The 13,239-nt window shown below is 39.8% G+C and carries 12 protein-coding genes; 10 read left to right on the top strand and 2 right to left on the bottom strand.

Features of this window, described 5'->3' with window-relative positions:
- The first annotated feature begins 41 nt into the window (after window positions 1–41).
- The 7 genes from carB (at window position 42) to U0R11_RS01655 (ending at window position 9,592) form a co-directional block, all read left to right on the top strand.
- Window positions 42–2,870 carry a carbamoyl-phosphate synthase large subunit gene (carB, locus tag U0R11_RS01685; RefSeq protein WP_406749506.1) on the top strand — a complete coding sequence of 943 codons (2,829 nt, stop codon included), beginning with the start codon at window positions 42–44 and terminating at the stop codon, window positions 2,868–2,870.
- 18 nt (window positions 2,871–2,888) lie between these two features.
- Window positions 2,889–3,137: a hypothetical protein gene (locus tag U0R11_RS01680; RefSeq protein ID WP_406749505.1), complete on the top strand. Its 249-nt coding sequence runs from the start codon at window positions 2,889–2,891 to the stop codon at window positions 3,135–3,137.
- Between the two features lie 92 nt (window positions 3,138–3,229).
- On the top strand, window positions 3,230–3,550 hold the full coding sequence (locus tag U0R11_RS01675; RefSeq protein ID WP_406749504.1) for a hypothetical protein: 321 nt from the start codon (window positions 3,230–3,232) through the stop codon (window positions 3,548–3,550).
- Window positions 3,551–3,653: 103 nt separating this feature from the next.
- Window positions 3,654–3,914 (top strand): hypothetical protein, encoded by a 261-nt coding sequence (locus tag U0R11_RS01670; RefSeq protein WP_406749503.1) that lies wholly within the window; start codon window positions 3,654–3,656, stop codon window positions 3,912–3,914.
- 1 nt (window position 3,915) lies between these two features.
- Complete coding sequence (locus U0R11_RS01665; protein ID WP_406749502.1) at window positions 3,916–5,037, top strand: efflux RND transporter periplasmic adaptor subunit; 1,122 nt, start codon at window positions 3,916–3,918, stop codon at window positions 5,035–5,037.
- Window positions 5,038–5,046: 9 nt separating this feature from the next.
- Entirely contained in the window at window positions 5,047–8,166 is a 3,120-nt protein-coding gene (locus U0R11_RS01660) for an efflux RND transporter permease subunit (protein WP_406749501.1), read from the top strand.
- Between the two features lie 34 nt (window positions 8,167–8,200).
- A complete protein-coding gene (locus tag U0R11_RS01655) occupies window positions 8,201–9,592 on the top strand; it encodes a TolC family protein (protein ID WP_406749500.1) in 1,392 nt (463 codons plus the stop codon).
- Here the strand turns inward: U0R11_RS01655 and purN are convergent, their stop codons facing one another.
- A complete protein-coding gene (gene purN / locus U0R11_RS01650) occupies window positions 9,593–10,162 on the bottom strand; it encodes a phosphoribosylglycinamide formyltransferase (RefSeq protein ID WP_406749498.1) in 570 nt (189 codons plus the stop codon).
- Window positions 10,163–10,254: 92 nt separating this feature from the next.
- On the opposite strand from purN, the gene bshA reads away from it, so the two are divergent.
- The gene (bshA, locus tag U0R11_RS01645) at window positions 10,255–11,418 is read left to right on the top strand and encodes an N-acetyl-alpha-D-glucosaminyl L-malate synthase BshA (protein ID WP_406749496.1); all 1,164 of its coding nucleotides are present in this window, start codon (window positions 10,255–10,257) and stop codon (window positions 11,416–11,418) included.
- Window positions 11,419–11,490: 72 nt separating this feature from the next.
- Window positions 11,491–12,135 (top strand): sterol desaturase family protein, encoded by a 645-nt coding sequence (locus tag U0R11_RS01640; RefSeq protein ID WP_406749495.1) that lies wholly within the window; start codon window positions 11,491–11,493, stop codon window positions 12,133–12,135.
- Here U0R11_RS01640 and folK read toward each other — a convergent pair.
- A complete protein-coding gene (gene folK / locus U0R11_RS01635) occupies window positions 12,130–12,618 on the bottom strand; it encodes a 2-amino-4-hydroxy-6-hydroxymethyldihydropteridine diphosphokinase (protein WP_406749494.1) in 489 nt (162 codons plus the stop codon). The two genes, U0R11_RS01640 and folK, sit on opposite strands and share 6 nt — an antisense overlap.
- Window positions 12,619–12,658: 40 nt before the next feature.
- Between folK and U0R11_RS01630 the strand changes: the two genes are divergently transcribed.
- Window positions 12,659–13,228, top strand: coding sequence for a YqgE/AlgH family protein (locus tag U0R11_RS01630; protein WP_406749493.1), 570 nt, complete (start codon window positions 12,659–12,661; stop codon window positions 13,226–13,228).
- Window positions 13,229–13,239 lie beyond the last annotated feature (11 nt).

Genomic DNA, 13,239 nt, shown 5'->3' with positions numbered 1-13,239 from the left:
CTAAAAATTTGTTTTCTATTGATACAAAATAAATTAATATCGTGCCAAAAGATTTATCTATCCGTTCCGTTCTGATTATCGGTTCTGGTCCTATTGTAATTGGTCAAGCCTGCGAGTTTGATTATTCTGGTTCTCAAGCTGCACGTTCATTGCGTGAAGAAGGAATCGAAGTGATTTTGATCAATTCCAACCCTGCTACCATCATGACGGACCCTATGAACGCCGATCATGTGTATTTGAAGCCATTAGATAGAGCTTCTATCATTCATATTTTGGAAAGGCATCAAGTGGATGCGGTCTTACCAACCATGGGTGGTCAAACGGCGTTGAACTTGGCTATCGATTGCGAAGAAGCGGGGGTTTGGGAAAAATATGGAGTAAAAATTATTGGGGTTGATATCAAAGCCATTGAGACCACCGAAGATCGGGAGAAATTCCGTTTGAAAATGATCGAGTTGGGTGTGGGTGTGTGCAAAGGAAGAACGGCCCGTTCCTTCCTAGAAGGAAAAGAAATTGCCCAAGAAACAGGTTTCCCATTAGTGATTCGTCCGTCATTCACCTTGGGTGGAACGGGTGGAGGTTTCGTCAATGAGCCTAAAGATTTTGATGCAGCATTGAACAAAGGTTTGCATGCATCTCCTACTCACGAAGTATTAATAGAGCAGTCCATCATGGGCTGGAAAGAATATGAGTTAGAATTGTTGCGCGATAATTTGGGCAATGTTATCATCATTTGCTCCATTGAGAATTTTGATCCAATGGGTATACATACAGGAGATTCCATCACGGTGGCGCCTGCTATGACATTGCCAGATACGATCTACCAACGTATGCGTGATATGGCCATCATGATGATGAATGCCATAGGTAAATTTGCGGGTGGTTGTAATGTGCAGTTTGCCTTACATCCAGAAACAGATGAAATCATTGCCATTGAAATCAACCCACGTGTTTCACGTTCATCTGCTTTGGCTTCTAAAGCCACGGGTTATCCGATTGCTAAAATCGCAGCCAAGATGGCCATTGGATATAATTTGGATGAGTTAACCAATGCCATTACGGGAACTACTTCGGCCTATTTTGAGCCTGCTTTAGACTATGTAATCGTGAAAGTTCCTCGTTGGAATTTTGATAAATTCAAAGGTGCTGATCGTTCATTAGGTCTTCAAATGAAGTCCGTAGGAGAAACCATGGGTATTGGTCGTAATTTCCAAGAAGCATTGCAAAAGGCGTGTCAATCCCTGGAAATTAAGCGTAATGGCCTAGGCGCAGATGGAAAAGAATTGAGAGATCAAGAAGCCATCATGCATTCATTGGCTAACCCATCTTGGAACCGATTGTTCCATATTTATGATGCCTTTAAAATGGGTATTTCTTTCAAGACAATTCAACAATTAACGCGAATCGATAAGTGGTTCTTGAATCAAATTGAAGATTTGGTACGTGTAGAAAAAGAAATCGAACGATATACCTTAGCTACCATTCCAACCAATTTATTGGAAGAAGCGAAACATAAAGGATTTGCTGATCGCCAAATTGCCCATACACTTCGTTGCTTAGAATCTGAAGTTTACGATATGCGTAATAGCCTAGGAATTAAGCGTTTATACAAGTGTGTAGATACTTGTGCCGCAGAATTTGAAGCAAAAACGCCTTATTATTATTCCACTTTTGGTCAAAGTACCGACTCCATGGACAATGAGTCCAAATCCTCTGACCGCAAAAAAGTCGTGGTTTTGGGTTCTGGGCCTAACCGCATTGGTCAAGGAATTGAATTTGATTATTCTTGTGTGCACGGTGTCCTAGCGGCTAAAGAAGCAGGCTATGAGACCATCATGATCAATTCGAATCCAGAAACGGTCTCTACGGACTTTGATATTGCAGACAAATTATATTTTGAACCCGTATTCTGGGAGCATGTGTATGACATCATTCAGCATGAAAAACCAGAAGGGGTGATTGTTCAGTTGGGAGGTCAAACAGCTTTAAAATTAGCTGAGAAATTAGCTAAATATGGCATTAAAATCTTAGGAACTTCGTTTGAAGCCTTGGATTTGGCAGAGGATCGGGGAGCTTTTTCTAGTCTTTTGAAAGACTTAGATATTCCATATCCTAAATTTGGAGTTTGCGAAGATGCTGATAATGCGGTGGTGTTAGGTCGTGAATTGGGTTATCCTTTATTGGTGCGTCCAAGTTATGTGTTGGGTGGTCAATCGATGAAGATTGTGATCAATGAGCAAGAGCTTGAGCAACATGTCGTGGATATTTTGCGCGATATTCCTGGAAATAAAATCTTGTTAGATCATTTCTTAGAAAATGCGATTGAAGCAGAGGCTGATGCCATTTGTGATGGAGAAGATGTGTACATCATTGGTGTCATGGAACATATTGAGCCTGCTGGTATCCACTCAGGAGATTCGCACTCAGTTTTACCTCCATTTGATTTATCCGAAAATGTGCTCAAACAAATTGAAGACCATACCAAGAAAATTGCGGTGGCTTTAAAGACAAAAGGTTTGTTGAACATCCAATTTGCAGTTAAAAATGAAGTGGTGTACATCATTGAAGCTAACCCTAGAGCTTCTAGAACGGTGCCTTTCATTTGTAAGGCATACCAAGAGCCTTATGTCAATTATGCGACCAAGGTGATGCTGGGAGATAAAAAAGTAAAGGATTTTAACTTCCAACCCGTTAAGAAAGGATACGCCATTAAGATTCCTGTATTTTCTTTCAACAAATTTCCGAATGTCAACATGGAATTAGGACCTGAGATGAAATCTACTGGAGAAGCCATTTATTTCATTGATGATTTGAAAGATGAATTTTTTAGAAAGGTGTATGGGGAACGAAATTTATATTTAAGTCGTTAATAGACAAAAAATAAAAACATGTTAAAGATTCTCGGACTTATTTTCTTATTTATTTACGTCATTAGGCCATTGTTCAAATTGCTGTTTAAGAGTTATATCATTACTCAAGTACATCGACAGCAATCTGAACAGGCATTCCGACAAAAGGAAGCTAAGAGGGAAGGAAGTATAGATGTGGATTTTGTACCACCACAAGCTAAATCTAAGCCTCGGTCAACGAAAGCTGAGGATGGTGATTATGTGCCATTTGAAGAGATTAAGGAATAAATTGTATTTTTTGTATTTGTAAAACGATTTTGAGGTTTTTCCGTTTTAACTTACGTACATTGTTCAAACCTATCAATATTTTAATTGCCTAAATGAGGAATTTATTAACGTGGTGTTTTGTCTTGCTTGCCGTTTTAATGATAAACGACAGCTTGATTTTGAGCACGATTCAACATACACGTGAGGACTCAACTGTTAGGCTAGATCAGTTCTCTGACATCAATATAGCGGGTCCATCATCTGATGAAGTTCAAGATATGGAAGAAGAAGGTTTTGCTTTTCTTCTCCAGCCCGCAGCCCAGTTACATATATTTCAAGTAAATCAACATGAATTGCTTGTTCAGTTAGAGGCTAATCCTTATCAGGATATTTCCTTGGATATGATTAGTCCGCCTCCGCAATTGTCGGTCTAAATCCGCACAATTAATAACAAAACGAAACAAAATCATTTCTTGAACCGGTGTGTGGGGCTATTAGCTCTCACACATTAATTAGTTGAATTATATGAAAATATTCATGTCATTCCTATGTGTTTGCTGTGCACATATAGGAGTTAGCCAAGTTCCGGCTAATTATAAAGCCCAGTTAAATAGAAATTTAAAGTCCGAAGCTACAGTTATTCAAGTTATCAATAAGGAGTATTCTCAACAAACGAGTTCTGAAACTCCCAAGTATAGAAAGAGAGAAACATTGATAGAGCAACAAGTAGCGGTAAGCAGGGGACTAGAACGTAGTTCTTATAAACAACAGGCGATAGCCCAATCTAAAGAAAAGTAAAATGAATCGAGCGTCTAAGCTAGTGTTTTGTATGGGTATACTCCTTTTACAAGCATGTGGTACTAAAAATGAAACCAATAGTCAGGAGATATCCAGTCTAGAGGTTAGTGTACCTATCCAAATGGATACCACGATATCTCAGGAGTTTGTGGCAGATATTAATGCCATCAATAACGTAGAAATACGGGCTCGGGTAAAAGGGTATTTGGATAAAATACATGTGGATGAGGGGAAAGCGGTTCGTAAAGGGCAGGTATTATTCACGATTAATAATTTGGAGTATTTGGCCGAAGTAATGCGTGCCAAATCCATATTGAACCAAACCATGGCGGAAATCAAAGCGGAGGAATTGGAGCTAATCAATACGCGATTATTGGTGGATCGAAATGTCATTGCCAAAAATCAATTATCCATCGCTCTAGCAAAAATAGAAGGTTTAAAAGCGAAAAAAGAGGAGGCTGAAGCGCATGTGAAAGCCGCTCAATTACGTGTGGAATATTCTTCTATTCGAGCACCCTTTGATGGAGTTGTAGACCGCTTACCTTTCAAAATTGGTAGCTTAGTTGACGAGGGAACTTTACTCACCACCTTATCTGATACCAAAAATGTATTTGCCTATTTCAATGTTTCTGAAAAGGAATATTTGGCATTTGCTGAATTGGGAGAAGGCTTTAAAAACAATTCAGCCGTGACTTTATTATTAGCCAATGGAGAATTGTACCCTCATGGGGGTAAGGTGGAAACGATTGAGGGCGAGTTTGATAAGAATACGGGTAATATTGCTTTTAGAGCGCGATTTGATAACCCAGAAAAACTGTTGAAACATGGTTCTTCTGGTCGCATTCAAATGCCAAAAAAGGTGAATGGTTACTGGTTATTACCACAAAAGGCGGTATTCGAAATTCAGGAAAAAAATTATGTTTTTATCAAGGACAAAACGGGTACTTTGAAGATGAAAAGCCTAGTGCCTGAGATTCGAATGCCGCACTTTTATTTAGTAAAAGGATTTAGTTCTTCGGATACCGTTTTAGTAGAAGGTATTCAATTGGTGAAACAAGGACAAAAGATCAAAGGAGAGTACGTTCCCATGCGGCAAATATTGGAAAAATCTAAAACACTTTAAGCAAGAACCATGGTACAAAAATTTATAACGCGTCCGGTTCTGGCTATTGTTCTTTCCCTCTTCATTGTGATTTTGGGGGTTATTTCCATGCAGCAGTTACCTATTACGCAGTTTCCGGACATCGTTCCACCAGCAGTGACGGTAACCACCAAATACACAGGTGCCAATGCAGAAGTATGTGCAAAAGCCGTAGTGACGCCTTTGGAAAGGGCAATTAATGGAGTAGCCGGTATGACTTACATGACTTCCGTTTCAGGAAATGATGGAACAAGTATTATTCAGGTATATTTTGAAGTGGGGACAGATCCCGATGTGGCGGCTGTCAATGTACAAACTAGGGTACAGACGGTTTTAGATGAAATGCCTGAAGAAGTAATTAAGGCAGGTGTGATGACGGAAAAAGAAGTAAACAGTATGTTGCTGTATGTGAACTTGTTAAGTTCGGATCCAAGCATCGACGAAAAGTTTATTTACAACTTTGCCGACATCAACGTTTTGCCTGAACTGAAGCGTATCAACGGTGTTGGATTTGCCGACATTATGGGTCAACGTGAGTATGCCATGCGTGTATGGTTGCATCCAGATCGCTTGTTTGCCTACAAACTATCCGCGGAAGACGTCATACAAGCTTTGCGTAATCAAAACGTAGAGGCCGCTCCAGGTAAAATCGGAGAGAGCTCAGGTAAACATCCGCAAACTTTGCAATATGTGATGCGGTATACGGGTAAGTTTACTCAAGTAGCGGAGTATGAAAATTTAGTTATCAAAGCGACTGAAACAGGCCAGATTTTACGCTTGAAAGATTTGGCCGATGTGGAATTTGGGTCGCTGGATTACGATGTGCTTTCGAAAGAAAATGGTCGACCATCAGCCGCAATTTTGTTAAAACAACGTCCGGGTTCCAATGCTGCGGAAGTTATTGAAAATGTCAAAAAACGATTGGCGGAATTGAAAACGTCTACTTTTCCTCCGGGCATGGGATTTACAATTTCGTATGATGTATCCCGTTTTTTAGATGCTTCGATTCATGAAGTAATTAAAACATTACTGGAGGCATTTTTATTGGTTGCCCTAGTGGTGTTTATATTTTTACAGGATTGGCGTGCAACTTTAGTGCCAATTATTGCGGTACCCGTGTCACTTGTGGGTACGTTTACCTTCATGCTGGCATTTGGGTTTTCGATCAACCTGTTGACTTTATTCTCCTTGGTGTTAGCCATTGGTATTGTGGTGGATAATGCCATCGTCGTGGTGGAAGCTGTTCATGCCAAAATGGAAGAAAAAGATATGCCTGTATTAGCTGCGACACAAGAGGCGATGCATGAAATTTCGGGTGCGATTTTGGCAATTACATTGGTTATGGGTGCCGTGTTTGTGCCTGTAGCTTTTCTTTCGGGACCAATTGGCGTATTTTTCAGACAGTTCTCTGTGACGATGGCCATTTCGATTGCCTTATCTGGATTGACTGCTTTGACATTAACTCCGGCACTTTGTGTTTTGTTATTGAAAAAACCTGAGCACAATCAAAAAAACTGGTTAGGTAAATTCTTCCATGCTTTTAACCATCGTTACGATCAAATCGCCAAAAAATATTTGCTTGTAGTAGGCACTTTAATTAGTAAGCGCATATTGATGTGGATGATTTTACTCGGTTCTGTGGTCGGTACAGTTATCTTATCTGGCATTGTCCCTAGTGGATTTATTCCTTCGGAGGATCAAGGAACCTTATATGTGAATGCGACGGCCCCTGCTGGTGCTACGCTGGAAAGAACGGAAAGTGTTATGGATCAGGTGTTTAAATCGATCAAAGGCATTGATGCAATTGAGTCATTCTCAACACTTGCCGGATTTAGCTTATTAACGGATGGATCAGGAGCGTCTTATGGAACGGGAATTATAACCTTGAAGCCTTGGGAAGAGCGCAAAGAAACAGTAAATGAATTGACAGAAATTATTCGGGCCAAAACAAATGGAATCAAAGATGCCAGTATTCAATTCTTCCCCCCTCCGGCTGTTCCTGGATTTGGAAATGCATCTGGTTTTGAATTTAGGATTCAGGATCGTAGTGGTTCGGGCGATTTGCAAAAATTGGCTGCCGTTTCAAATGACTTCGCGAAGAAACTAAATGAATCACCCGAAATTCAAAATACCTTCTCTAGTTTTGACCCAAACTTTCCACAATACATGCTGGAGGTAGATCAAGAAGCTGCGGCACAAAAAGGGGTGAATGTTTTGCCTGCCATGGATAACCTACAAACCTTATTGGGAAGTTTTTATGCCACCAACTTTATTCGTTTTGGTCAAATGTATAAAGTCATGGTGCAGGTTGATCCGCGTTACCGGGCGCATCCTGATGATGTCTTGAAGTTTTATGCCAAAAACAAATCCGGTGATATGGTTCCTTATTCTTCTTTTGTAAAGATGAAGCGAGTATATGGTCCAGAACAATTTACCCGCTACAATATGTTTACTTCTGCCATGGTCAACGGTGAACCTGCACCCGGATTTAGTTCTGGTGCGGTTTTGGATATCATCCGTGCACAAGCCTTGAAAAGTCTTCCTCGTGGATATACACTTGAGTGGTCGGGCATGACGCGAGAGGAGGATCTCGCTGGTAACCAAGCGATTTTCATCTTTGCCATTTGTTTGCTTTTTGTGTATTTATTGCTTTCTGCACAATATGAATCCTTCTTGTTGCCATTCCCCGTGCTGCTCTTCTTGCCAATGGGGGCGATGGGAACCTATGCATTCTTGTATTTATTTGGTTTACAAAATAACATTTATGCCCAAGTGGCCCTCGTGATGTTGATTGGTTTATTAGGTAAGAATGCCATCTTGATCGTAGAGTTTGCCATTGCTAAACAGAAAGAAGGGGCTTCGATTATTGAAGCGGCCAAAGAGGGTGCTTTTTCTCGTTTACGTCCGATTCTAATGACATCATTTGCTTTTGTCGCAGGATTGATTCCCTTGATGATTGCCTCGGGTGCCGGTGCGATCGGAAATCAAACAATTGGTACGGCATCTGCTGGCGGCATGATTTTAGGAACAGTGGGTGGATTATTAGTGATTCCCGGATTGTATGTTGTCTTTGCCACTATATCAGCTAAATTTTCTAAACCCAAGGTTTAATATGCGTCTAATCGTCATAATAAGTATATTTTCGATGAGCTTGCTGTCTTGTCAGCAAGCCATTTTCCGTGATGCCCGTAAGATCGATGCTGAACTGGAAGCCTATCGAATGAAAGATCTTGGGCAGTCTGTTTCTAGCATTGAAGCTTGTTGGAAAAAGGACAGTTTATTGGTACAATTAATAGATTCTGTCTTAATACGTAGTAATGACATTAAGATTGGGTTCTTAAATCTGGCTATTAGTCGGGCCCAGTATACTTTTGATCGAGGAGCTATGAAGCCGACTGTTTCAGGTGTTATTCAACCGAGTTTAAGAAGATTTAGTAAATACACCATGGATGGTGTGGGTAATTATGATACTCAATTTTCTCCTAATATTACCAAAGAGCAGATCATCCCAGAGCATTTGCCTGACGTGATGATCGGACTTCAATCCTCTTGGGAAGTGGATATTTGGGGGAAACTTTCTAAACGAAAAAAAGCGAGTGCTTTGCGGTATTTAGCGACGGAATCAGGTCAGCAGTGGTACATTACTTCTTTAGTTTCTGAGGTAGCTGGTATGTATGGACAATTGGTGGCTTTGGACCAGGAATTGGATATTTTAAAAACGAATATTGGTATTCAATTTAGTGCCTTGAGTTTGGTTAAGATTCAAAAGGAAGCCGGAAAAGTAAATGAATCTGCCGTACAACAATTGGAAGCTCAGTGGTTAAATTCAAGAGCTCAGGAAGGTTTGGTATTACAGCAAATTATTGAATTAGAAAACCAACTTCGTTATTGGCTAAACCAACCGACTAAAAAAATTGCACGTTCTCAATATCCATTCAATTGTTCCTTGGATAGCAGCATGTACGCTCAAATTCAGATTGATCAATTAGAAAGAAGACCAGATGTTCGTCAAGCTAGATTGGAATTGGAAGCCCAATTGCTGAACAAGGAAAGTGCTGACTTGGCATTAAAACCATCGGTGGTTTTATCGGGCATGTTAGGGGTACAAGGTTTTCAACCTGCTTACTTATTACAGTTGCCAAGCTCTATGGCTTATCAATTGATTGGGGGCATTACGGCACCTTGGTTAAATCGTTCCGCCTTATATTCCAATATTAGCAGAGAAAATGCTCGATGGAAAGCCCTGGATTTAAGCTATCAAAATGCACTGTTAAAAGGCTTTTTGGAATGGGATACTCAGGTGAAATCATTGGCCTATTTACAGCGTATGGATCAGTTGAAAGAGCGTGAAGTGATGTTGACCAAAGGAGCAATAGCCACCGTAGGAACTTTATTTACTACGGCTAAGGCCAATTATTTGGAGGTACTTACCGCACAGCAAAACGCTCTAAGGTCGGAATTGGAATTATTAGAAATTTCAAGAAAACGCTGGATTCATGCAATTCAACTGTACCGGGTATTAGGCGGAGGCTGGTAATTAGCTTGATTGTTTGATTAGGTTCTCGATTACCTTTGGGAAATCACGGTGCTCAAGAACCTGGCCTTTTCTGGCGACATCCTCTGGGCTGTCGCCAGGATCAATGCTAAAAGAACTTTGATGTATAATAGCTCCTTCATCATACTGTTCATTCACCAAATGAATGGTGATGCCTGATTCTTTTTCCCCTGCTTCAATGACGGCTTCATGTACAAAATGACCGTACATCCCTTTGCCTCCAAACTTAGGTAATAGTGCGGGGTGTAGGTTGACGATTCGTTGAGGAAAGGCCTGCACAAAACTGCCAGGAATTAGCCATAAAAACCCAGCTAAAACAATCCAATCGGTATCTAAAGCTTGAATTTCACTCAAGACTTTTCCGTTTTTATATTCTTCTCTGGAGAAAACTCGACAAGGTACATGCAGTCGTTTGGCACGTTCAATGACGCCCGCTTCAGGATTATTGCAATAAATACAACTTACCTGAGCTAGTGAAGAGCCTGCTAAATGTTGAATGATTTTTTCCGCATTGGAACCTGATCCAGAAGCAAAAATGATGATGTTTTTCAAGCCTGAACGATTATTTTCTTACAAATTTAGCCCATATTGCGGAACCTTTAGGCAAAAATTGAAGTTTTGTTTCTTCAGGTTAAAATCGGAACATGAAAATAGGAATCATTTGCTATCCAACGTATGGAGGGAGTGGGGTTGTGGCAACCGAATTAGGAAAAGCCCTAGCATCGGCTGGTCATGAAGTACATTTTATTACCTATACTCAGCCACCTAGATTGGATTTCTTTTCCGAGAATATTTTCTATCATGAGGTAAGTGTAGCTTCCTATCCCTTGTTTCAGTACTTACCTTATGAGTCGGCATTGGCTAGTAAAATGGTGGATGTTACCATCAATGAAAAACTGGATTTATTGCATGTACATTATGCCATTCCGCATGCATCGGCAGCTTATTTAGCGAAACAAATTTTAAAATACAAAGGAATCCACGTTCCTGTAATTACAACCTTGCATGGTACTGATATTACGCTCGTTGGAAGAGACCCTTCATTTGAACCCGTTGTCACTTTTTCTATCAATGAGTCGGACGGAGTTACAGCTGTATCAGAAAGTCTACGAAATGATACGTATGCGGAGTTTGAAATTTTAAGTGCGATTGAGGTTATCCCGAACTTCATTGACCTCAAACGATTTAAAAAACAAGCCAAAGAACATTTCAAAATAGCCATTTGTCCACATGGAGAAAAGCTGTTGATGCATACCTCCAATTTCCGGAAAGTAAAAAGAATTGAAGACATCATTCATGTATTTGAAAAAGTCAGAAAAGTAATTCCTTCCAAATTGTTGTTAGTTGGTGATGGACCAGAACGTTCTGCCATCGAAGCGCTTTGTCGGGATTTAGGCGTTCAAGGCGATGTCCGATTTTTAGGTAAGTTGGATACGATTGAAGAAGCCCTTTCTTTAGCAGATGTTTTCTTTTTAACCTCAGAAAAAGAGAGTTTTGGTCTGGCTGCTTTAGAGGCTATGGCTTGTGAAGTACCGGTGATTTCATCCAATGCGGGTGGGATTACGGAAGTGAATATACATGGTGAAACAGGCTTTGTAAGTGAAATTGGTGATATTGAAGATATGGCCAAAAATACCATTAAACTACTTTCAGACGAAGTGTTACTAACTCAAATGAAGAAGAATTCTTTAGAGAGGGCTAAATTATTTGATATTGAGAAAATACTTCCTATTTACGAAAACTACTATCAAAGGGTCATAAGCCAAAGTTGGAAATTCCCTACTCAGAATCTTTTGGATAGCGAATAGTTTCTATTAATTTTGTTTTATAGCCTAAGTCTACTTCAATTCAATTCCGATTTTTTTCTAAAAATTCGAAATATGGAAAAACAAAACATCCGTCCGAAGCATTCGGGTTCTAAACAATTATTTGAAAATCCATTATTGGAGAAATTGTCAAGAACACATATTGCTATTCCTGTTAGCCTATTTTTTTTAACAGGCATGGTGCTGTTGTATTTTGCCTTCACGTATGCGGTATTAGATAACAGGGTTATTTTAAGCCTATTTTTAGTGGGATTTTTTGGATTTACTTTCATTGAATATTGGGTTCACCGTAGTATTTACCACATAGAACCAAGCACCGAAGCAAGGTCTAAATTTCAATACATGGCACATGGTGTTCATCATGAGTATCCCAAAGATAAGTCACGCTTAGCCATGCCTCCAATCATAGCCGTCCTAGTGGTAGGTATGCTCTTTTCCATTTCATATTTTGCGCTCAACAATTATGCCTTTGCGTTTTTTCCTGGCTTTATCTGGGGATATGCATCCTATTTATTGGTGCATTATTGTGTTCATGCTTATCCTCCTCCCAAAAATTATTTTAAAATGCTTTGGGTAAACCATGCTGTTCATCATTATAAAGATGGGAATGCAGTGTTTGGTGTTTCTTCTCCTATTTGGGATTATATATTTGGTACGATGGATACCATGGATAAGAATAAGGTTCAGGAAAATCTATAATTCCAATTGCTTTACTTCCGAACTATCAGGACAATCATTCAGCAGGGCTTCCATGCTTTTCTGTAAGATAGGGTGAATCAGATTTGGGGCTATTTCTGCCAAAGGAATTAAAACAAATTTTCGTTGAGGCAAAAAGGGATGAGGGATTTGTAAATTACTTTCTTGGACGACTTGGTTCCCATAGAATAAAATATCCAAATCAATGATTCTAGCTTCCCATTGTTGTTTCCTCACTCGGCCTAGCTCGGATTCAATACTTAATAATTGAGTGATTAATTCTTGCGGATTAAGTTTTGTGTTTAATTCAAGCACTTGGTTCAGAAAGTCAGCTTGCTGCGTGTTTCCCCAGGCTTTTGTTTGATATAGGGATGAAAAATGAAGTATAGGCCCTATTTTTTTTTCAAGAATTGGATAGACATTTTTAAAAATTTCAAGGGTATTTCCTAGATTGCCTCCCAAAGAGAGGTAAATGTTGGTGGCCATGGTCAATTTCATTTCTAACAAACTTACAAATTTCTTTTTTATGCCTAAGAAAAATGCTCCTTTGGAATTAAAACCAGGTATGTTATTGGTTTCTGAACCATTTTTGGAGGATCCTTCATTTCATCGTTCTGTTGTATTATTGTGTGAACATTCTTCCTCACATTCTTTTGGATTGGTGTTAAATCAAAGGCAAGAAATTGTGCTGGATTCGTATATGGATGAGAAGGTGATGGAAGATGTACCACTTTATTCTGGCGGGCCAGTAGATCCCACCATCATGCAGTTTGTTCATCGAAGACCGGATTTAATTCCCAATGGGATTGAGATAGGACAGGGGGTATTTTGGTCAGGAGATTTTGAGCGGGCCATTGAATTAGTGGTTGGAGGGGAAATTGGGTTTGAAGAAATCAAATTTTTCATTGGTTATTCAGGATGGGGAGCAGGCCAGTTGGAAAGAGAAGTAAAATCCAATGCTTGGATGTTACATCCTGCCAAAGCCGAATATGTCTTTGATGAGCCCACCTTGAATTTGTGGAGGAAAGTCTTGTTTGATAAAGGAGGGGATTATCGCGTATTGTCTACCTATCCAGATGATCCTAATCTAAACTAAGGAAGCCTAGG

It is taken from the genome of Aquirufa salirivi, from assembly GCF_045310485.1.
Taxonomy (GTDB): domain Bacteria; phylum Bacteroidota; class Bacteroidia; order Cytophagales; family Spirosomataceae; genus Aquirufa; species Aquirufa salirivi.
This window is presented reverse-complemented; position numbering and strand designations above follow the sequence as displayed.